Here is an 18,171-nt window from a genome sequence, read left to right as displayed (position 1 = left end):
GCATGTCCGAACCGACCGGTGCCGCCCGCCGACGCGGGCCCTTCCAGGTCGGGGACCAGGTCCAGCTGACCGACCCCAAGGGTCGCCACTACACGTTCACGCTCCAGGCCGGGAACCAGTTCCACACCCACAAGGGTGCGTTCCCGCACGACGAGCTGATCGGCGCTCCTGAAGGCACGGTCGTGCGCACCACGGGGAACGTCCCGTACCTCGCGCTGCGCCCCCTGCTCCCCGACTACGTCCTGTCCATGCCCCGCGGCGCCGCCGTGATCTACCCCAAGGACGCGGGGCAGATCCTGGCGATGGCCGACATCTTCGCCGGTGCCCGGGTGATCGAGGCGGGTGTCGGCTCGGGCGCGCTTAGCACGTACCTGCTGCGCGCCGTCGGCGAGCAGGGCCTGCTGGCCTCCTACGAGCGCCGCCAGGACTTCGCGGACATCGCCCAGGGCAACGTGGAGCGCTACTTCGGCGGCCCGCACCCGGCGTGGAAGCTGACCGTCGGCGACCTCCAGGACAACCTGGTCGAGACCGACGTCGACCGCGTCATCCTCGACATGCTGGCCCCCTGGGAGTGCCTGGACGTCGCCTCCCGGGCGCTCGTCCCCGGCGGTCTCATCTGCTGCTACGTGGCCACCACGACGCAGATGTCCAAGACCGTCGAGGCGCTGCGCGACCACGGCACCTTCACCGAGCCGCAGGCCTGGGAGACCATGGTCCGCACCTGGCACCTGGAGGGCCTGGCCGTCCGCCCGGACCACCGGATGATCGGCCACACCGGCTTCCTGCTCACCGCCCGCCGCCTGGCGGACGGCGTCGAGCCGCCGCTGCGCCGCCGCCGCCCGGCCAAGGGCGCCTACGGCGAGGACTACGACAACGGGGCGCCCGAGCCGTCCCTCCAGGAGCGCGCCGCGGCCCGCAAGGCGGCCCGCGACACCGACTCCGAGCAGCCCGACCTGGGCTGAGCCCGGCCGGAACAGCAGGGGTGGTGCGAGCATCGCGCTCGCGCCACCCCTTCGTCTTTCGGCCGGCGCGCCCTTCGGCTCCCCGGCCGCCGGCCCGCAGGCTCCGTGTGGGACGATGCTCGCTCACACGCTCCTGGAGCTCTGGAGGGGACGCCGGGTGGAGACCGCGGTCGGGACGACGGCGACGGCCGGACAGCAGACACCGCAGGGCCGCACCCGGCCCGGTCACGCGCGGACCGCACCCTGGCACTGGGCCCTCGCCCTGGCCGGCTGCGGCGCGGTGGTGGCCGCCGCACTCGCCGCCTCCCCGGCGACCGGCACCCCGCTGCCCGCCCGCGGCGGCGCCCCCAAGGCGCTCGCGGCCGGCGCGGCCCCCGATCCGGCCAAGGCCCAACTGCCCATGGACTGCGGCCCGTTCCCGGTCAGGACGGTGCTCAGCGTGCCCGCCGAACTGGGCGACGGCCGTCCCGGTACGGTCGTCGCCGCGCAGTGCGGCACCGACACCGGCACCCCGCCGGACTCCGTCTACCTGCTCGGCTTCGGCCCGGACCAGCGCCCGGTGGTGGTCGCCACCCTGCTGACCGACCGGGAGAACCTCACCCTGAGCCGGCTCACGGTGCGCTCCGACGGCGCCATCACCGGCCGCGCGCAGGGGTATTCGAGCGACGAGGTGCCGCGCTTCCGCCCCGACCTCTCACTCGACCTCACCTGGACGCACCGGGGCGGCGGCTGGGAACGCTCCCAGACCGCCGCCCCGGTCAGCGCGACCTGAACCCTCCGCGCGGCCCGAAACCCTATTCGGCGTCGGGCCCGTAGACCTCGACCCGGTCGGCGACCCGGCGCACGTGGATGCAGTCGCCGGGGCACTCCTTCGCCGAGTCCACCACGTCCTGAAGGAGCGTCAGCGGCACCGGGGCGGTCTCCCCGGGCTGCTGGCGCAGTTCGTCGTCCTCGCCCTTCACGTACGCGAGTCCGTCGATGTCCAGCTCGAAGACCTCCGGTGCGTACTGGACGCAGATGCCGTCGCCGGTGCACAGATCCTGGTCGATCCACACCTCCAGCTCGTCGGCCGCTGCCGCGTTCTGCTCGGTCACCGACATGGTCCCCTGCCGTTTCTGTCCCGGGTCGCCCCTATTCCGGGGGCAATCCCGCCATTCGTACAACGATCGGACCCACTACCGCGGTCGCGATCGGATATCACTTCGCCCGACGATACATCTGGCCCGCTTTGGGTGGTGCGCGGTGGGTATCCCCTTAGCAGAGGGGAAGCACGCTGGGGCGAAGATCGGACACGCCCGTTCCATCTTTCTTGATCTAGGGGTTTACGGACCCCTGGTCCCAGGTAGGGTCTGGAAGCGTCCAGCTCCCCGGAGGAGGTGAGGACCGTGGCAGCCCACGATGACGACTACAACCGCAGCACCGGCAGGCCCGCTCGTGGTTCCGACGAGGCCGCTCAGGTCTCGTACCTTGAGCAGGAAATCGCCGTACTGCGCCGCAAGCTCGCCGACTCGCCGCGCAATTCGAGAATCCTCGAAGAGCGGATCGTCGAGCTCCAGACCAACCTGGCCGGCGTGACCGCCCAGAACGAACGACTCGCCTCCACCCTGCGCGAGGCCCGCGACCAGATCGTGGCCCTCAAGGAGGAAGTGGACCGGCTGGCACAGCCCCCGGCCGGTTTCGGCACCTTCCTCGAGGCGAACGAGGACGGTACCGCCGACATCTTCACCGGCGGTCGCAAGCTCCGCGTCAACGTCAGCCCGAACGTCGCCCTCGACGAACTGCGGCGCGGCCAGGAAGTGATGCTCAACGAGGCCCTCAACATCGTGGACGCGATGGCCTTCGAGCGCATCGGCGAGATCGTCACCCTCAAGGAGGTCCTCGAGGACGGCGAGCGCGCCCTGGTCATCGGCCACACCGACGAGGAGCGCGTGGTGCGCCTCGCCGAACCGCTGCGGGACATCACCGTCCGGGCGGGGGACGCACTGCTGCTGGAGCCCCGCTCCGGCTACGTGTACGAGGTGGTGCCGAAGTCCGAGGTCGAGGAGCTGGTCCTCGAAGAGGTCCCGGACATCGACTACCGCCAGATCGGCGGCCTGAGCAACCAGATCGAGCTGATCCGCGACGCGGTCGAGCTGCCGTACCTGCACGCCGACCTCTTCAAGGAGTACGAGCTGCGTCCGCCCAAGGGCGTGCTGCTCTACGGCCCGCCCGGCTGCGGCAAGACGCTGATCGCCAAGGCGGTCGCCAACTCGCTGGCCAAGAAGGTCGCCGAGGTCACCGGCCGCCCCCAGGGGAAGAGCTACTTCCTCAACATCAAGGGCCCGGAGCTGCTCAACAAGTACGTGGGCGAGACCGAGCGGCAGATCCGGCTGGTCTTCCAGCGGGCCCGGGAGAAGGCGAGCGAGGGCACGCCCGTCATCGTCTTCTTCGACGAGATGGAGTCCCTGTTCCGCACCCGCGGTTCCGGTGTCAGCTCGGACGTGGAGAACACCATCGTCCCGCAGCTGCTCGCCGAGATCGACGGCGTGGAGGGCCTGGAGAACGTCATCGTCATCGGCGCCTCGAACCGCGAGGACATGATCGACCCGGCGATCCTGCGGCCCGGCCGCCTGGACGTCAAGATCAAGATCGAGCGCCCGGACGCCGAGGCCGCGAAGGACATCTTCTCCAAGTACCTCAAGGACTCGCTGCCGTTCCACCCGGACGACCTCAAGGAGCACGACAGCTCCGTCGGGGCCACGGTGGCGGCGATGATCCAGTCGGTCGTGGAGCGGATGTACTCGGAGACCGAGGAGAACCGCTTCCTGGAGGTCACCTACGCCAACGGTGACAAGGAGGTCCTGTACTTCAAGGACTTCAACTCCGGCGCCATGATCCAGAACATCGTCGACCGGGCGAAGAAGATGGCCATCAAGGACTTCCTCGACCACGGTCAGCGCGGTCTGCGCGTCTCCCACCTGCTCGCCGCCTGCGTGGACGAGTTCAAGGAGAACGAGGACCTGCCGAACACCACCAACCCGGACGACTGGGCCCGCATCTCCGGCAAGAAGGGCGAGCGGATCGTCTTCATCCGCACGCTGGTCACCGGTAAGCAGGGCGCCGAGTCCGGCCGCTCGATCGACACTGTCGCCAACACGGGGCAGTACCTGTAAGCACGCGGTTGTCCGGGCCGGCGACGGTCCCCGGAGCTGTACGCACCCCGTCCGGCTGTGGCGCCTCGCGGCCCCGCAGCCGGACGGCGCGTCTCGGGGCCCGCCGTACGGCACGGAAATAGGCTCGACCCACCGTCCGCGGGCAGATGTCCGGCGCCGGTGTTGTTCAGCGGTACGTCAGCGTGTTCCGCCCGCCGGGGGCGGGGCACCGGGCAAGGAGGGCCGCATGACCGTACGGCGCGTGATGGGCATCGAGACCGAGTACGGGATCTCCGTGCCCGGGCACCCCAACGCCAACGCCATGCTCACCTCGTCCCAGATCGTCAACGCGTACGCGGCGGCGATGCACCGGGCACGGCGGGCCCGCTGGGACTTCGAGGAGGAGAACCCGCTGCGCGACGCGCGGGGCTTCGACCTCGCGCGCGAGGTGGCGGACGCCAGCCAGCTGACCGACGAGGACATCGGCCTCGCCAACGTCATCCTGACCAACGGGGCCCGGTTCTACGTGGACCACGCGCACCCCGAGTACAGCTCGCCCGAGGTGACCAACCCGCGCGACGCCGTGCTCTGGGACAAGGCCGGCGAGCGGATCATGGCGGCCGCCGCGCTGCGGGCGCTGGAACTGCCCAACGGGCAGAACATCCACCTGTACAAGAACAACACCGACAACAAGGGCGCCTCCTACGGCACCCACGAGAACTACCTGATGAAGCGGGCGACGCCGTTCGCCGACATCGTCCGCCACCTCACCCCGTTCTTCGTCTCCCGCCAGGTGGTCACCGGCGCCGGCCGGGTCGGCATCGGCCAGGACGGCTCGGCGAACGGCTTCCAGATCAGCCAGCGGGCGGACTACTTCGAGGTCGAGGTCGGCCTGGAGACCACCCTCAAGCGCCCGATCATCAACACCCGGGACGAACCGCACGCCGACGCCGAGAAGTACCGCCGGCTGCACGTGATCATCGGGGACGCCAACCTCTCCGAGATCTCCACCTACCTCAAGCTGGGCACCACCTCGCTGGTCCTGTCGATGATCGAGGACTCCTTCATCGCCTCCGACCTCGCGATCGACCAACCGGTGCGCACCCTGCACCGGGTCTCCCACGACCCGACCCTCAAGCACCTGATCACCCTGCGCAACGGGCGCAAGCTCACCGCCGTCCAACTCCAGCTGGAGTACTTCGAACTGGCCCGCAAGTACGTCGAGGACCGCTTCGGCACCGACGCCGACGAGCAGACCCTGGACGTGCTGGCCCGCTGGGAGGACGTCCTCGGGCGGCTGGAGCGCGACCCGATGTCGCTCTCCCGGCAACTGGACTGGATCGCCAAGCGGGAGATCCTGGAGGGCTACCGCAGCCGGGACGCCCTGGAGTGGGACAACCCGCGGCTGCACCTGGTGGACCTCCAGTACAGCGACGTGCGGCCCGAGAAGGGCCTCTACAACCGCCTGGTGGCCCGCGGCAGGTTCGAGCGGCTGCTGACCGAGGAAGAGGTCGAACGGGCCGTCTCCAAGCCCCCGGAGGACACCCGGGCGTACTTCCGCGGCCGCTGCCTGGAGCAGTACGCGGAGCACGTCGCGGCGGCCTCCTGGGACTCGGTCATCTTCGACCTGCCGGGCCGGGACTCGCTCCAGCGGGTGCCCACCCTGGAGCCGCTGCGCGGCACCCGCAACCACGTCAAGGAGCTGCTGGACCGCTGCCGCACGGCGGAGGACCTGCTGCGCGTCCTCTCCGGCGGGTAACTTTTCGATCACCACGGGTGAACGTCCGCCGAATGGGAATCATCCGGGGTGGCAGCGGGTGTTGGACAGGGAGCACCACCGGCAAACCGGGAGCGGCAGTCGCCCCTTGTGTATAGGGTCGGTGCCAACCGGCAACGACCGACCGACCAAACCGTGCCAGACGATTCGAGCGGGGTGAGGGAAATGGCGAGCAAGGACACCGGCGGCGGCCAGCAGCGGGCAAACCGCTCCTCCGAGGAGGTCGAGGAGCAGGTCGCGGAAACCCAGAATTCCGACGACCTCAAGGAACGCCAGGAAAAGTTGAGCGACGACGTCGACGCGGTGCTCGACGAAATCGACGAAGTGCTCGAGTCGAACGCCGAGGATTTCGTCCGGGGATTCGTGCAGAAGGGCGGGCAATAGCCCGTACCCGGTCATCGGGAATTCACGGTCGTGACCGTCCGGGACGGTCGGGCGGCGCCGTCCGCCCGGCCGTCCCGGCACCGGCCCCTCCACGCGTTGGACGATGATCGTCGGCGGGTAGGGTGCGGGCAATGCGCGCTTCAAGCTACCTGGAAGGAATCGTGTGGAAGCCAACACTCGTGGCACCGGGCGTCTACCGGCTGCCTTCCTGACCCCGGGGTCCTCCTCGTTCCTGGACTTCCTCGCCGAGCACCGGCCGGAGCTGCTGCCCGGCCACCGCGGGCTCCCCGAAGGCTCCGTGGTCGAGGCCCCGCACGGGACCACGATCGTGGCCGCGGTCTTCGACGGCGGCGTGGTGATCGCCGGTGACCGCCGCGCGACCATGGGCAACGTCATCGCCCAGCGTGACATCGAGAAGGTCTTCCCGGCGGACGAGTACAGCGCCGTCGGCATCGCCGGCACCGCCGGCCTCGCGGTCGAGATGGTCCGGCTGTTCCAGCTGGAACTGGAGCACTACGAGAAGATCGAGGGCGCGGTGCTCTCCCTGGAGGGCAAGGCCAACCGGCTCACCACCATGATCCGGGGCAACCTCGGCATGGCGATGCAGGGCCTCGCGGTGGTGCCGATCTTCGCCGGTTACGACCTCGACCTCGGCCGCGGCCGAATCTTCAACTACGACGTCACCGGCGGGCGCTCCGAGGAGCACGGCTTCACCGCCACCGGCTCGGGCTCGGTCTTCGCCCGCGGCTCGCTCAAGAAGCTCTACCGCGACGACCTGACGGCCGAGCAGGCCGCCACCCTGGTCGTCCAGGCGCTCTACGACGCGGCCGACGACGACTCCGCCACCGGCGGCCCGGACCTCGCCCGCAAGATCTTCCCGATCGTCTCGCTGATCACCGCGGACGGCTTCCGCCGGCTCGACAACGCGGAGGTCGCGGCGATCGCGGTCGCCATCACCGACGAGCGCCTGACCCGGCCCAACGGCCCGCAGGCCCCGCTGATCTAGCCATCACCTCACAGGAAAGGGACGACCGCCGGTGTCGACACCGTTCTACGTCTCGCCCCAGCAGGCCATGGCGGACCGCGCGGAGTACGCCCGCAAGGGCATCGCTCGCGGCCGCAGCGTGGTCGTGCTCACCTACGCCGACGGCATCGTCTTCGTCGCCGAGAACACCTCCCGGGCGCTCCACAAGGTCTCCGAGATCTACGACAAGATCGCCTTCGCGGCGGTCGGCCGCTACAACGAGTTCGAGAACCTGCGCATCGGCGGCGTCCGCTACGCCGACCTGCGCGGCTACTCCTACGACCGGGCCGACGTCACCGCCCGCGGCCTGGCCAACGTGTACGCCCAGACCCTGGGCACCATCTTCTCCTCGGTCGGCGAGAAGCCGTACGAGGTCGAGCTGATCGTCGCCGAGGTCGGCCGCACCGCCGACAACGACCAGATCTACCGGCTCACGCCGGACGGCTCGGTCGTCGACGAGAAGAACTACGTCGTGGTCGGCGGCAACGCCGACTCGATCGGCAACTACCTGGGCCAGCGCCACCGCGCCGGACTGAGCCTCACCGAGGCGGTGAAGGTCGCGGTCGACTCGCTCGCCCGCGACCCCAACGGGGGCAGCCCGCGCGCCCTCACCCCGGAACAACTGGAGGTCGCGGTCCTCGACCGCCAGCGGTTCCAGCAGCGCAAGTTCAAGCGGATCCTGGGCAACCAGCTCGGCCGGCTGCTCGACGGGGACCAGTCCGCCGAGTCGGACGACGACGAGAACCCGGCGGCGAGCGCGCCGGAGTAGCAGTGCCTGCGGAGTCCCGTACGGCGGCCGGACCGCCGGCGTACGGGACTCCGGTGCCCCTGCGGCGGCCCAGTCGTCGTGGAGGCGGTTTCGGACAGCTCCGACAGAGAATGGAGTGCTCATGGACCGCCGGATTTTCGGGCTGGAGAACGAGTACGGCGTGACCTGTACGTTCCGCGGGCAGCGTCGGCTGTCGCCGGACGAGGTCGCGCGGTACCTGTTCCGCCGGGTCGTCTCCTGGGGCCGCAGCAGCAACGTGTTCCTGCGCAACGGCGCCCGGCTCTACCTCGACGTCGGCTCCCACCCCGAGTACGCCACCCCCGAGTGCGACGACGTGACCGAGCTGGTCACGCACGACAAGGCGGGCGAGCGGATCCTCGAAGGACTCCTGGTGGACGCCGAACGGCGGCTGCACGAGGAGGGCATCGCGGGGGACGTCTACCTCTTCAAGAACAACACCGACTCGGCCGGCAACTCCTACGGCTGCCACGAGAACTACCTGGTGGCCCGGCACGGCGAGTTCTCCCGGCTGGCCGACGTGCTCATCCCCTTCCTGGTCACCCGCCAGCTGATCTGCGGCGCGGGCAAGGTGCTGCAGACCCCGCGCGGCGCGGTGTTCTGCGTCAGCCAGCGGGCCGAGCACATCTGGGAGGGCGTCAGCTCCGCCACCACCCGCTCCCGCCCGATCATCAACACCAGGGACGAGCCGCACGCGGACGCCGAGCGCTACCGCCGGCTGCACGTGATCGTCGGCGACTCCAACATGTCGGAGACCACCACCCTGCTCAAGGTGGGCTCCACCGACCTGGTGCTGCGGCTGATCGAGGCCGGCGTGGTGATGCGCGACCTCACCCTGGAGAACCCGATCCGGGCGATCCGCGAGGTCAGCCACGACCTCACCGGCACCCACCAGGTGCGCCTGGCCAACGGCCGGGAGGCCAGCGCGCTGGACATCCAGGAGGAGTACTACAGCAAGGCCCTGGAGTTCGCCGACCGCAAGGGCATCAACACCGGCACCATCGCCCAGGTGCTCGAACTGTGGGGCCGCACCCTGGAGGCGGTGCGCACCGAGCGCCTCGACACGGTGGCCACCGAGATCGACTGGATCATGAAGTACAAGCTCATCGAGCGCTACCGCGAGAAGCACGAGATGAGCATGTCCAACCCGCGGGTCGCCCAGATCGACCTCGCGTACCACGACATCCACCGCCGGCGCGGCCTGTTCTACCTGCTCCAGGGCAAGGGCCAGGCGAAGCGGGTGACCACCGACCTCAAGACCTTCGAGGCCAAGTCCGTCCCGCCGCAGACCACCCGGGCCCGGCTGCGCGGGGACTTCATCCGCCGGGCGCAGGAGCAGCGCCGGGACTTCACGGTGGACTGGGTGCACCTCAAGCTGAACGACCAGGCGCAGCGCACCGTGCTGTGCAAGGACCCGTTCCGTTCGGTGGACGAGCGGGTGGAGAAGCTGATCGCCGGCATGTGACCGTCGGCGTGTGACCGACCGCCGCGCCCTCGGCGTTGACCGGCCCCGGTGGTGTCTACCGGGGCCGGACGCATGCCGGGCATACGCTGTCCGTCGAGTCGGGAGAGCCGACTTCGACCGACAGTTAGGACCACCGTGCGCCGCACCGCCGGTTTGCTTCTCACCCTGCCGCTGCTGCTCGCGGTCGCTTGCAGCAGCTCGCCCAAGGCGGCCGGACCGGCGACGCCGTCCACCCCGAGCGCGGCCCCGACGGTGCCGGCGCCGGTGGGCGAGGCCTCCCCGATGCCCACTCTTTCGGGTGGTGGTTTCGGCAGCAAGGCCACCATCACCATCCCCGAGGGCCAGCAGCCCAGCGGCCAGTTCGTGGTGAACACGGTGACGGACGGTGAGCGGTCGACGGTCGGCAAGGGCGACTGGGTGACGGTCAACTACACGGCGAAGGACTGGACCACCGGCAAGGACCTGCCCAGCTCGTACGACGACAACGGCAAGCCCCAGCTCTACCAGGCCGGCAGCGGGCAGCTGGTGCCGGCGCTGGACCAGACCGTGATCGACAAGAAGGTGGGCACCCGGCTGCTGGTGGTGGCCCCGCCGGCGGCCGCCTTCGGCGAGCAGGGCTCCACCCAGCTGGGCGTCAACAAGGGCGACACCGTGGTCTTCGTGCTGGACATCGTGGAGGCGCTGCCGCAGGACTCCACGCTGACCGGCAACATGACCCAGCCCGCCGCGACGCTGCCGCAGGTCAAGGACAACGGGAAGGCACCGGCGGGGATCACCGTCCCGGCCGGGCAGGCCGCCCCCGCCGACCTCCAGCAGGCCGTGCTGATCAAGGGCGAGGGCAAGCAGGTCAAGACCGGGCAGACCCTGATCGTGCAGTACACCGGGGTGCTGTGGAGCAACGGGCAGCAGTTCGACGCCTCCTGGACCCACGGCGGGGCGCAGGCCGTGCAGATCGGCACCGGCAGCGTGATCGAGGGCTGGGACAAGGGGCTGGTGGGGCAGAACGTGGGCAGCCGGGTGCTGCTGGTGGTGCCGCCGGCCCTGGGCTACAAGGACCAGGCCCAGGGGTCGGTGCCGCCGAACTCCACGCTGGTCTTCGTGATCGACATTCTGGAAGCGGTCTAGCGGGCGCTCTAGGAAGTCGCCGGGAGGATTCCGTACGCTTGGGCGGACGCTCGTACAACAAAGCGTCCGTCCTCATCCTGAGCTGTCATACTGCCCTCGCACTGTGGCAGGCGCCGCCCGGCGCCGGGGTCCGGGGCGGACGGGTACGGCGGCAGGCCGGCGCTCACCACGCCGGGCGCAGACCTGGAAGACCTCGTGGCGAGATGGATGGGGAGTCATGACTGAGAAGACGCCGAGCCCGGGCGCGGCCGGCACCGCGGCGAACGACGGCTCTGCGGGTGACCCGGCCGCCTCCCGCCCGGGAGGGCAGGCCACGGCGGACCGTGAGTCGATCGTCGTGCCCCCGGCGATCCTCGCGCAGCAGGCGGGCTGGGCGCAGCCCGGTGACAAGCCGCGCGCGGCCGGACCCAAGTCGGACGACGACGAGGCCCCGCAGATCTTCGCCAGCAACGTGCGCAAGGCCGACAGCTCGGAGGCCGGGTACGACGAGAACCCGCCCGGCGTCGGCAAGCTGGGCGTGATCCTCGGCACGGTGCTCGCCGTGCTGCTGGTCGGCAGCGGCATCACGCTGTACATGGTGAACAAGGACTCGTCGAAGGACACCGCCTCGGCCGCCCAGCCGGACGCGACGAAGTCCGCGCCGCCCACGCCGACCGCCGAGCCGGTGCCGCCGATCAAGGACAGCGCCAAGGTGCTGCCGACCGTCACCGGTGACTTCGGCAAGAAGGCCGAGATCCAGGTGCCGGGCGAGGCCTCCGACGGCTCCTTCGTGGTGAAGGTGCTGTCCGAGGGCAACGGCCCCAAGGTGGACAAGAACTCCTGGACCTCGGTGGACTACACCGCCAAGGACTGGAACACCGGCAAGGACATCCCGAGCTCGTACGACGACAAGGGCAAGCCGCAGATCTTCCAGGCCGGCACCGACGCGCTGATCCCCGCGCTGGACCAGGCCGTGATGGGGAAGAAGGCCGGCAGCCGACTGCTGGTGGTGGCCCCGCCGGCGGCCGGCTTCGGCTCCCAGGGCAAGCCGGACATGTCGATCGGCCCGAAGGACAACCTGATCTTCGTGATCGACGTCCGCAACGCCAACGCGCCCGACGCGGTGGTCAGCGGCACCGTCACCCCGCCGCCGGCCGACTTCCCGCAGGTCAAGGACAACGGCAAGAAGCCGGCCGACATCACCCCGGTGGCCGGGGCCAAGGACCCGACCGAGCTCAAGACCCACGTCCTGATCAAGGGCACCGGGCCGGCGGTGGAGAAGGGCGAGAAGGTCGTCGTCCAGTACACCGGCGCGCTGGCCAAGGACGGCAAGGTCTTCGACTCCTCGCTCAGCAAGGGCCAGGCGTTCTCCTTCGCGGTCGGCGGCGGCCAGGTCATCCAGGGCTGGGACCAGGGGCTGACGGGCCAGACCGTCGGCAGCCGGGTCGAGCTGGTGATCCCGGCCTCGCTGGGCTACGGCGACAAGGGCCAGGGCGACATCCCGCCCGGTGCGACCCTGGTCTTCGTGGTGGACATCCTGGACGCCGGTCAGGGCTGATCGACTTTTCGGGGACAATGGTGCGCGTGTGACCTTCGGGTGCGGCCGCGTGGCCGCGTCCCGGCGGGCGGCGGGCGCCCGTACCGTGGTCCGGACGGACCGCGGCACGGGTGTCCGCCGCTTGGTCGTGTAGGGAATTTGGGAACGTGAGAAGAGGGACCATGGCTGTGAACCTGAACGAGAAGCCCGAGATCGACTTCCCGATCGGCGACGCCCCGACCGAGCTGCAGATCCGCGACATCGTCGTCGGTGACGGCGAGGAGGCCAAGCCGGGTCAGAACGTCAGCGTCCGCTACGTCGGCGTGACCTTCGAGACCGGCGAGGAGTTCGACGCGAGCTGGAACCGGAGCCCCAACGAGTTCCGCTTCCCGCTGGGCGGCGGCCGGGTCATCAAGGGCTGGGACCAGGGCGTCAAGGGCATGAAGGTCGGCGGCCGTCGCGAGCTGACCATCCCGTCGCACCTGGCGTACGGCAACCAGTCGCCGTCGCCGCTCATCCCGGCGGGTTCGACCCTGATCTTCGTGGTCGACCTGCTGGCCGTCTGAGCCTGCTGTGACCTCGGGCCGGACCCCTTCGGGGGCCCGGCCCGAGGCCGTTCCCGGGCCCGGACGGCGGCTCCCGGGGACCGGCCGCGGGACGCGGCTTTTGCAGTGCGTACCGCTACCGGTACGGTCGGTCCCGCCGGGTGGGGATCGCCCGGTTGGCGCACCCCGCGCGCGGCGCGGCACACCGGAAGGGTCAGCGATGGCGATCGCCAAGGCAGAGCGGCTGATGAATCTCGCCCTGTGCCTGATGAACACCAGACGTCCGCTCTCCAAGAAGGAGCTGCGGGAATCCATCGAGGCCTACCGCGAAGCCTGGCAGAACAGCAGCGAGGACGCCTTCAACCGGATGTTCGAGCGGGACAAGGACGACCTGCGCGAGCTCGGCCTGGTGATCGACGTCGACGAGAGCACGCTGGACGGTGAGCTGGGCTACCTCGCCCGCGCCGACCGCAACCGGCTGCCGGAGATCGCGCTGGACGCCGAGGAGGCGGCCGCGCTGACCCTGGCCGCCCGGGTCTGGCAGCAGGCCAAGATGTCCGGCGCGGCCAGCGGCGCGCTGCAGAAGCTGCGCGCGGCCGGGGTGCCGTTCACCGAGGCCGAGGGCCGGACCGCCCTGGAGCCGCGCATCCCCGCCCGGGAGGCCGCGTTCGAGCCGCTGCTCACCGCCGCCCGGGACCGCCGCCCGGTCACCTTCGAGTACCGCAAGGCCGGTGCCGCGGCCGTCGAGCAGCGCAGCGTCGAGCCGTGGGCGCTGGAGTGCTGGCGCGGGCACTGGTACCTGGCCGGGTACGACCGGGACCGCGGCGACGCCCGGGTGTTCCGGCTCAGCCGGATCACCGGCAGGGTGAAGGCCAGGAGCGGGGCGTTCCTGGGCACCGTGCCCGAGCACGTGGACGTCCGGGCCACCGTGGCCAAGTTCGCCGGTGAGGGGGCCACCGCCACCGCGACCGTCCGGGTCCGCCGGGGCGCGGGCTTCCCGCTGCGCACCAAGGCGCTCGGCAGCACCCGGGTCGACGAGGTCTGGGACGAGCTGGAGATCCCGTACGGCAACGGGCTGGGCGCCGACCTCGCGGAGTTCGGGCCCGACGTGCTGGTGCTCGGCCCGGAGGAGCTGCGGGCGGATGTCATCGACCGGCTGCGGGCGGTCGCGGGGCTGGACACGGAGGACGTTCGGGCATGAGCAATGCGATCGACCAGACGCGACGGATGCTGTCGCTGGTCACCTACCTGCGCGAGCGGCCCGGGGCCGAGGTCGCCGAGGTGGCGCGCGCGTTCGGGATCAGCGAGCGCGAGCTGATCGCGGACCTCAACGTGCTGCCGATGTGCGGCACCAGCTTCCGCGGCGGTGACCTGCTCGACATCGACACCGACGGCGAGCGGATCTGGTGGCACAACGTCGACGACGTGGCCCAGCCGCTGCGGCTGGCCGCCGACGAGGCGACCGCGCTGCTGGTGGCCGCCCGGGCGGTGGCCGGGCTGCCCGGTCTGCGGGCCGGGGACCGGGAGGCCCTCACCCGGGCCGTCGCCAAGATCGAGAACGCCGCGGGGGAGAGCGCCGAGGGCAGCGCCCGGGTCGGCGTGACCTTCGAGGCCGAGAGCCACGTCTTCGCCGACATCGACCGCGCGCTCAGCGAGGGCCGCCGGCTCTGGCTGCGCTACTACTCGCACGGGCGCGGCGGGATGACCGAGCGCGAGGTCGACCCGATCCGGCTGCTCACCGAGGGCCACACCTACCTGGAAGCCTGGTGCCGCACCTCGGAGGACCACCGGATGTTCCGGCTGGACCGGGTCGCCGAGATCCGCGTCCTGGACGTCCCGGCCGACCCGCCCCGGCGCGAGCCGCGCGACCTCAGCGGCGGGCTGGTCAACCCGGCCGCCGACGACCCGGAGGTGGTGGTCGAGGTCTCCTCCGGCGGCCGCTGGGTCGCCGAGTACTACACCCACGACCGGGCCGAGGAACTGCCCGACGGGGGGCTGCGGATCACCCTGCGCAGCGCCGACCCCTCCCAGCTGCGCCCGCTGGCGCTGCGGCTGGGCCGGGACGGCCGGATCGTCTCGCCGCCCGAGCCGGCCGAGCAGGCGCGCTCGGCCGCGCGGGAGGCGCTGGCCGCCTACGGGGAGGGGCGGGACTGAGCGGTGGAGCCCGGGACGAGATTCAAGGTGTACTGCTCGCAGTGCCGGGAGAAGGTCGAGCTCCCGGCCGAGGAGTTCCGGCTGACCCTCGGCCGGACTCCCGCGCAGGCGCACTACAGCTTCGGCTGCCCGCTCTGCGGGGCGGCGGTCCGCAAACCGGCCGGCGAGAAGATCGTCGAGGCGCTCACCGCGGCCGGGGTGCGCACCATGCGGCTCGTCCCGGCGGAGGGGTGACCCCCGTATAGGGTGGGGCGCATGTCCTGGATGCTCGTCGCCGCCGTCCTGCTCGCCACCGCGGGCCTGCTGGTCCTCGGGGTCCTCGCGATCCGGCTCTGGCTGGACGTGCGGGCGCTGGCCAAGGGCGTGGACGCGGCGTCCCGGGCGCTGGCCGAGGCGGCGGGGGAGCTGGCCGAGGCCGTTCCCGCCCGATAGCACGGCCGGGTCATCGGCGGTACGGGGGCTGCTGTCCTGAGGTGAGGGCGGGTTACGCTCTCAGTGGCTCCAGTCCTGCCGGTCGGGGCCGCTGTCCTGTTCGGGCGGCCGTCGTCGGGGCGTCATCCGCAGCGGTTACCATCCGCGGCGGGCGGCCTGTCGGGCCGCGGATGCTGAAGGTGGTCGGCGCATGCGCTTCTCGATGACCGCGATCGTGGTGGTCGTGGTGGTGGCCGTCGTGCTGTTCGGGGCCAAGCGGCTGCCCGACCTGGCGCGCTCGCTGGGGCAGTCGCTGCGGATCCTCAAGAGCGAGGCGAGGGCGATGCGCTCGGAGGAGGAGCCGGAGGGCAGTGCGTCGGCCGTCCGGCCGTCCGCGCCGCCGCAGGTCTCGGCGCAGGGCTCGGCGCAGCCGGAGGCCCGGATCGTCGAGCCGGCGCCCGGCGCCCCGGGTGTGCCCGGCGGCGAGCGCCCGCACTGAGCGCGGCGCGCGTGACGTACCCGAGGTACGCGGCACGGGTGCCGCGAGCGACCACGGAGGCCCGTCGACCGGCGGGCCTCGACGCACGAGTTGAGGACCGGGGTTGAGCAAGCTCTCCAAGGCGCCGCAGAAGGCGCCCAAGGATCCTGAGGGGCGGATGGCCCTCGCCGATCACCTGCGGGAACTGCGCAACCGCGTGGTCAAGTCGGTCCTGGCGATCCTGGTGATCACCGTCATCGCGGCGATCTACCACAAGCAGATCGAGGACTTCCTGCTGCAGCCGCTGCCGCGCTGCACCGTGGAGACCGCCGGGCAGTACCACGGCAAGTGCGCCCAGGTCTCCAACATCGGTCTGACCGCCGGTTTCACCTGGATGTTGAAGGTCTCGCTGACGGCCGGCGTGGTCGGGACCGTGCCGATCTGGCTGTACCAGGTGTGGGCCTTCGTGGCGCCCGGTCTGCACAGGCACGAGAAGAAGTACGCGGTCGTCTTCATGCTCTGCGGGGCGCCGCTGTTCCTGGCCGGTGTGGCCGTGGCGATCCTGGTGCTGCCGACCACGGTCGACGTGCTGATCTCGTTCACCCCGAACAACACCACGCCGATCCTGCCGCCCGAGGACTACCTCGACATCGCGACCCGGATGGTGCTGGTCTTCGGCCTCGCCTTCGAGTTCCCGCTGCTGCTGGTGATGATGAACCAGGTCGGGATGGTCACCGGCAAGCGGCTGCTCGGCTGGTGGCGCGGCATGGTCATGGGCATCACGGTGTTCGCGGCCTTCGCGACGCCGAGCGCCGACCCGCTGAGCATGCTGGCGCTGGCCGCGCCGATCTGGGCGCTGTACTTCATCGCGGTGGGCATCTCGATCATGAACGACCGGCGCAAGCGCCGGAACGACCCGGACGCCGAGCTGGACGACGAGGAGGCCTCCGAGGTGGACCTCTCGGTGCAGCCGGTGGCGGGTACGGAGACGGTCGAGGCCTCGGCGACGCCGGCGGCGGGCGCCGCTCCGGTGCCGGGCGCACGGCGGGAGCAGATGGACGACATCACCTGAGCCGGTGAGTGATCGGGCCGCGGCCCCGGTTCCCGCTTCGTGCGGGGGCCGGGGCCGTCCGCCGTTCCGGGGACTCTCGGGGGACTCTCCGGGGAAGGGCAGGGGACTCTTGGCAGAGCAGATGGCATGTGACATATTACTGGCGTGCTGAAGACCTGGACACCTCCACTGGACGTCGTCGTGGTCGGCGCCGGAGTCGTCGGCGCCGCCTGTGCCTACTACGCCGCCCGGGCCGGACTCGCCGTCGCCGTCGTCGACCGCGGGCCGGTCGCCGGTGGCACCACCGGGGCGGGCGAGGGCAACCTGCTGGTCTCCGACAAGGAACCCGGGCCCGAACTCGACCTCGCCCTGCTCAGCACCCGGCTCTGGCGCGAACTCGCCGAACAGCTCGGCCCGGCCGTGGAGTACGAGCCCAAGGGCGGCGTCGTGGTCTCCTCGACCGAGGCCGGACAGCAGGCGCTGCGGGCCTTCGCCGCCGGGCAGGCCGCGGCCGGGGTGAGCGCCGAGGAGGTTCCGGCCGAGCGGCTGCGCGAGCTGGAGCCGCACCTCGCCCCCGGGCTCGCGGGCGGCTACCACTACCCCCAGGACGCCCAGGTGCAGCCCGCGCTCGCCGCCGCCCACCTGCTGCGCGAGGCCCGCCGGGCGGGCGCCGAACTGATCACCGGGGAGGACGTGACGGCCGTGGAGCGCGGCCCGGACGGCGCGGTGCGCGGCGTACGGACCGCCCGGCGCCGACTGGCCGCCCCCGCGGTGGTCAACGCCGCCGGCACCTGGGGCGGCGAACTGGCCGCGCTGGCGGGGGTGCACCTGCCGGTGCTGCCCCGGCGCGGGTTCGTCCTGGTCACCGAGCCGTTGCCCAGGATCGTCCGGCACAAGGTCTACGCCGCCGACTACGTGGCGGACGTGGCCAGCGGCTCGGCCGGGTTGCAGACCTCCGCCGTGGTCGAGGGGACCCCGGGCGGACCGGTGCTGATCGGCGCCAGCCGGGAGCGGGTCGGCTTCGACCGGACCCTCTCCCAGGAGGTGCTGCGCCGGCTCGCCGTCCAGGCGGCGGAGCTGTTCCCGGTGCTCGCGGACGTCACCGTGATGCGCGTCTACCGGGGCTTCCGCCCCTACCTGCCGGACCACCTGCCCGCGATCGGCGAGGACCCCCGGGTGCCGGGGCTCTACCACGCCTGCGGGCACGAGGGGGCCGGGATCGGGCTGGCGCCCGCCACCGGGCTGCTGATCGCCGAGCAACTGACCGGCAAGCGGCCGGGGCTGGACCTCGCGCCGTTCCGGGCCGACCGGTTCCCGGCGGGGTGACGGGCGTGGGCGGGGTGGCGGGCGTGGGTGTCGGT

Annotated in this window: 19 protein-coding genes; 18 read left to right on the top strand and 1 reads right to left on the bottom strand. The window is 71.3% G+C overall.

Annotated features, from left to right (window positions below; all coding sequences use genetic code 11):
- Nucleotides 1–2: 2 nt before the first annotated feature.
- Nucleotides 3–962: a tRNA (adenine-N1)-methyltransferase gene (locus ACFY2K_RS34000; RefSeq protein WP_375890785.1), complete on the top strand. Its 960-nt coding sequence runs from the start codon at nucleotides 3–5 to the stop codon at nucleotides 960–962.
- A gap of 157 nt (nucleotides 963–1,119) precedes the next feature.
- Complete coding sequence (locus tag ACFY2K_RS33995; protein WP_375890787.1) at nucleotides 1,120–1,734, top strand: hypothetical protein; 615 nt, start codon at nucleotides 1,120–1,122, stop codon at nucleotides 1,732–1,734.
- A gap of 22 nt (nucleotides 1,735–1,756) precedes the next feature.
- On the opposite strand, the gene ACFY2K_RS33990 is transcribed toward ACFY2K_RS33995, so the two are convergent.
- Nucleotides 1,757–2,062, bottom strand: coding sequence for a ferredoxin (locus ACFY2K_RS33990; protein ID WP_375890788.1), 306 nt, complete (start codon nucleotides 2,060–2,062; stop codon nucleotides 1,757–1,759).
- 285 nt (nucleotides 2,063–2,347) lie between these two features.
- Between ACFY2K_RS33990 and arc the strand changes: the two genes are divergently transcribed.
- The 16 genes from arc (at nucleotide 2,348) to ACFY2K_RS33910 (ending at nucleotide 18,136) form a co-directional block, all read left to right on the top strand.
- On the top strand, nucleotides 2,348–4,114 hold the full coding sequence (gene arc / locus ACFY2K_RS33985) for a proteasome ATPase (protein WP_380524701.1): 1,767 nt from the start codon (nucleotides 2,348–2,350) through the stop codon (nucleotides 4,112–4,114).
- Nucleotides 4,115–4,340: 226 nt separating this feature from the next.
- The gene (dop, locus tag ACFY2K_RS33980) at nucleotides 4,341–5,852 is read left to right on the top strand and encodes a depupylase/deamidase Dop (RefSeq protein ID WP_375890792.1); all 1,512 of its coding nucleotides are present in this window, start codon (nucleotides 4,341–4,343) and stop codon (nucleotides 5,850–5,852) included.
- A gap of 183 nt (nucleotides 5,853–6,035) precedes the next feature.
- Nucleotides 6,036–6,254, top strand: a complete 219-nt coding sequence (locus ACFY2K_RS33975; protein ID WP_030286125.1) for a ubiquitin-like protein Pup — start codon at nucleotides 6,036–6,038, stop codon at nucleotides 6,252–6,254.
- 163 nt (nucleotides 6,255–6,417) lie between these two features.
- Nucleotides 6,418–7,260 carry a proteasome subunit beta gene (prcB, locus tag ACFY2K_RS33970; RefSeq protein WP_375890794.1) on the top strand — a complete coding sequence of 281 codons (843 nt, stop codon included), beginning with the start codon at nucleotides 6,418–6,420 and terminating at the stop codon, nucleotides 7,258–7,260.
- Nucleotides 7,261–7,291: 31 nt separating this feature from the next.
- Nucleotides 7,292–8,047 (top strand): proteasome subunit alpha, encoded by a 756-nt coding sequence (gene prcA, locus ACFY2K_RS33965; protein WP_375890796.1) that lies wholly within the window; start codon nucleotides 7,292–7,294, stop codon nucleotides 8,045–8,047.
- A gap of 121 nt (nucleotides 8,048–8,168) precedes the next feature.
- Nucleotides 8,169–9,530 (top strand): Pup--protein ligase, encoded by a 1,362-nt coding sequence (gene pafA / locus ACFY2K_RS33960; protein ID WP_375890798.1) that lies wholly within the window; start codon nucleotides 8,169–8,171, stop codon nucleotides 9,528–9,530.
- 135 nt (nucleotides 9,531–9,665) lie between these two features.
- Entirely contained in the window at nucleotides 9,666–10,655 is a 990-nt protein-coding gene (locus ACFY2K_RS33955; RefSeq protein ID WP_375890800.1) for an FKBP-type peptidyl-prolyl cis-trans isomerase, read from the top strand.
- Nucleotides 10,656–10,872: 217 nt separating this feature from the next.
- Nucleotides 10,873–12,192: an FKBP-type peptidyl-prolyl cis-trans isomerase gene (locus ACFY2K_RS33950; protein ID WP_375890802.1), complete on the top strand. Its 1,320-nt coding sequence runs from the start codon at nucleotides 10,873–10,875 to the stop codon at nucleotides 12,190–12,192.
- 161 nt (nucleotides 12,193–12,353) lie between these two features.
- On the top strand, nucleotides 12,354–12,737 hold the full coding sequence (locus tag ACFY2K_RS33945) for an FKBP-type peptidyl-prolyl cis-trans isomerase (protein ID WP_375890804.1): 384 nt from the start codon (nucleotides 12,354–12,356) through the stop codon (nucleotides 12,735–12,737).
- A gap of 199 nt (nucleotides 12,738–12,936) precedes the next feature.
- Entirely contained in the window at nucleotides 12,937–13,917 is a 981-nt protein-coding gene (locus ACFY2K_RS33940) for a helix-turn-helix transcriptional regulator (RefSeq protein ID WP_375890805.1), read from the top strand.
- Entirely contained in the window at nucleotides 13,914–14,870 is a 957-nt protein-coding gene (locus tag ACFY2K_RS33935; RefSeq protein WP_375890807.1) for a helix-turn-helix transcriptional regulator, read from the top strand. The genes ACFY2K_RS33940 and ACFY2K_RS33935 overlap by 4 nt, the downstream gene beginning before the upstream one ends.
- A 27-nt stretch (nucleotides 14,871–14,897) precedes the next feature.
- Nucleotides 14,898–15,104, top strand: a complete 207-nt coding sequence (locus ACFY2K_RS33930) for a hypothetical protein (RefSeq protein WP_333493513.1) — start codon at nucleotides 14,898–14,900, stop codon at nucleotides 15,102–15,104.
- A gap of 21 nt (nucleotides 15,105–15,125) precedes the next feature.
- Nucleotides 15,126–15,302, top strand: a complete 177-nt coding sequence (locus tag ACFY2K_RS33925) for a hypothetical protein (protein ID WP_360230298.1) — start codon at nucleotides 15,126–15,128, stop codon at nucleotides 15,300–15,302.
- A gap of 190 nt (nucleotides 15,303–15,492) precedes the next feature.
- On the top strand, nucleotides 15,493–15,780 hold the full coding sequence (tatA, locus tag ACFY2K_RS33920) for a Sec-independent protein translocase subunit TatA (RefSeq protein WP_380524703.1): 288 nt from the start codon (nucleotides 15,493–15,495) through the stop codon (nucleotides 15,778–15,780).
- A 157-nt stretch (nucleotides 15,781–15,937) separates the two neighbouring features.
- On the top strand, nucleotides 15,938–16,831 hold the full coding sequence (tatC, locus tag ACFY2K_RS33915) for a twin-arginine translocase subunit TatC (protein ID WP_375890940.1): 894 nt from the start codon (nucleotides 15,938–15,940) through the stop codon (nucleotides 16,829–16,831).
- A 144-nt stretch (nucleotides 16,832–16,975) separates the two neighbouring features.
- Nucleotides 16,976–18,136: an NAD(P)/FAD-dependent oxidoreductase gene (locus ACFY2K_RS33910; RefSeq protein ID WP_387716476.1), complete on the top strand. Its 1,161-nt coding sequence runs from the start codon at nucleotides 16,976–16,978 to the stop codon at nucleotides 18,134–18,136.
- Nucleotides 18,137–18,171: the final 35 nt, after the last annotated feature.

This window comes from Kitasatospora sp. NPDC001309, from assembly GCF_042896295.1.
Classification (GTDB): Bacteria; Actinomycetota; Actinomycetes; order Streptomycetales; family Streptomycetaceae; genus Kitasatospora.
The sequence above is the reverse complement of the archived record's forward strand: the minus strand, read 5'-3'. Positions and strand labels throughout refer to the sequence as shown.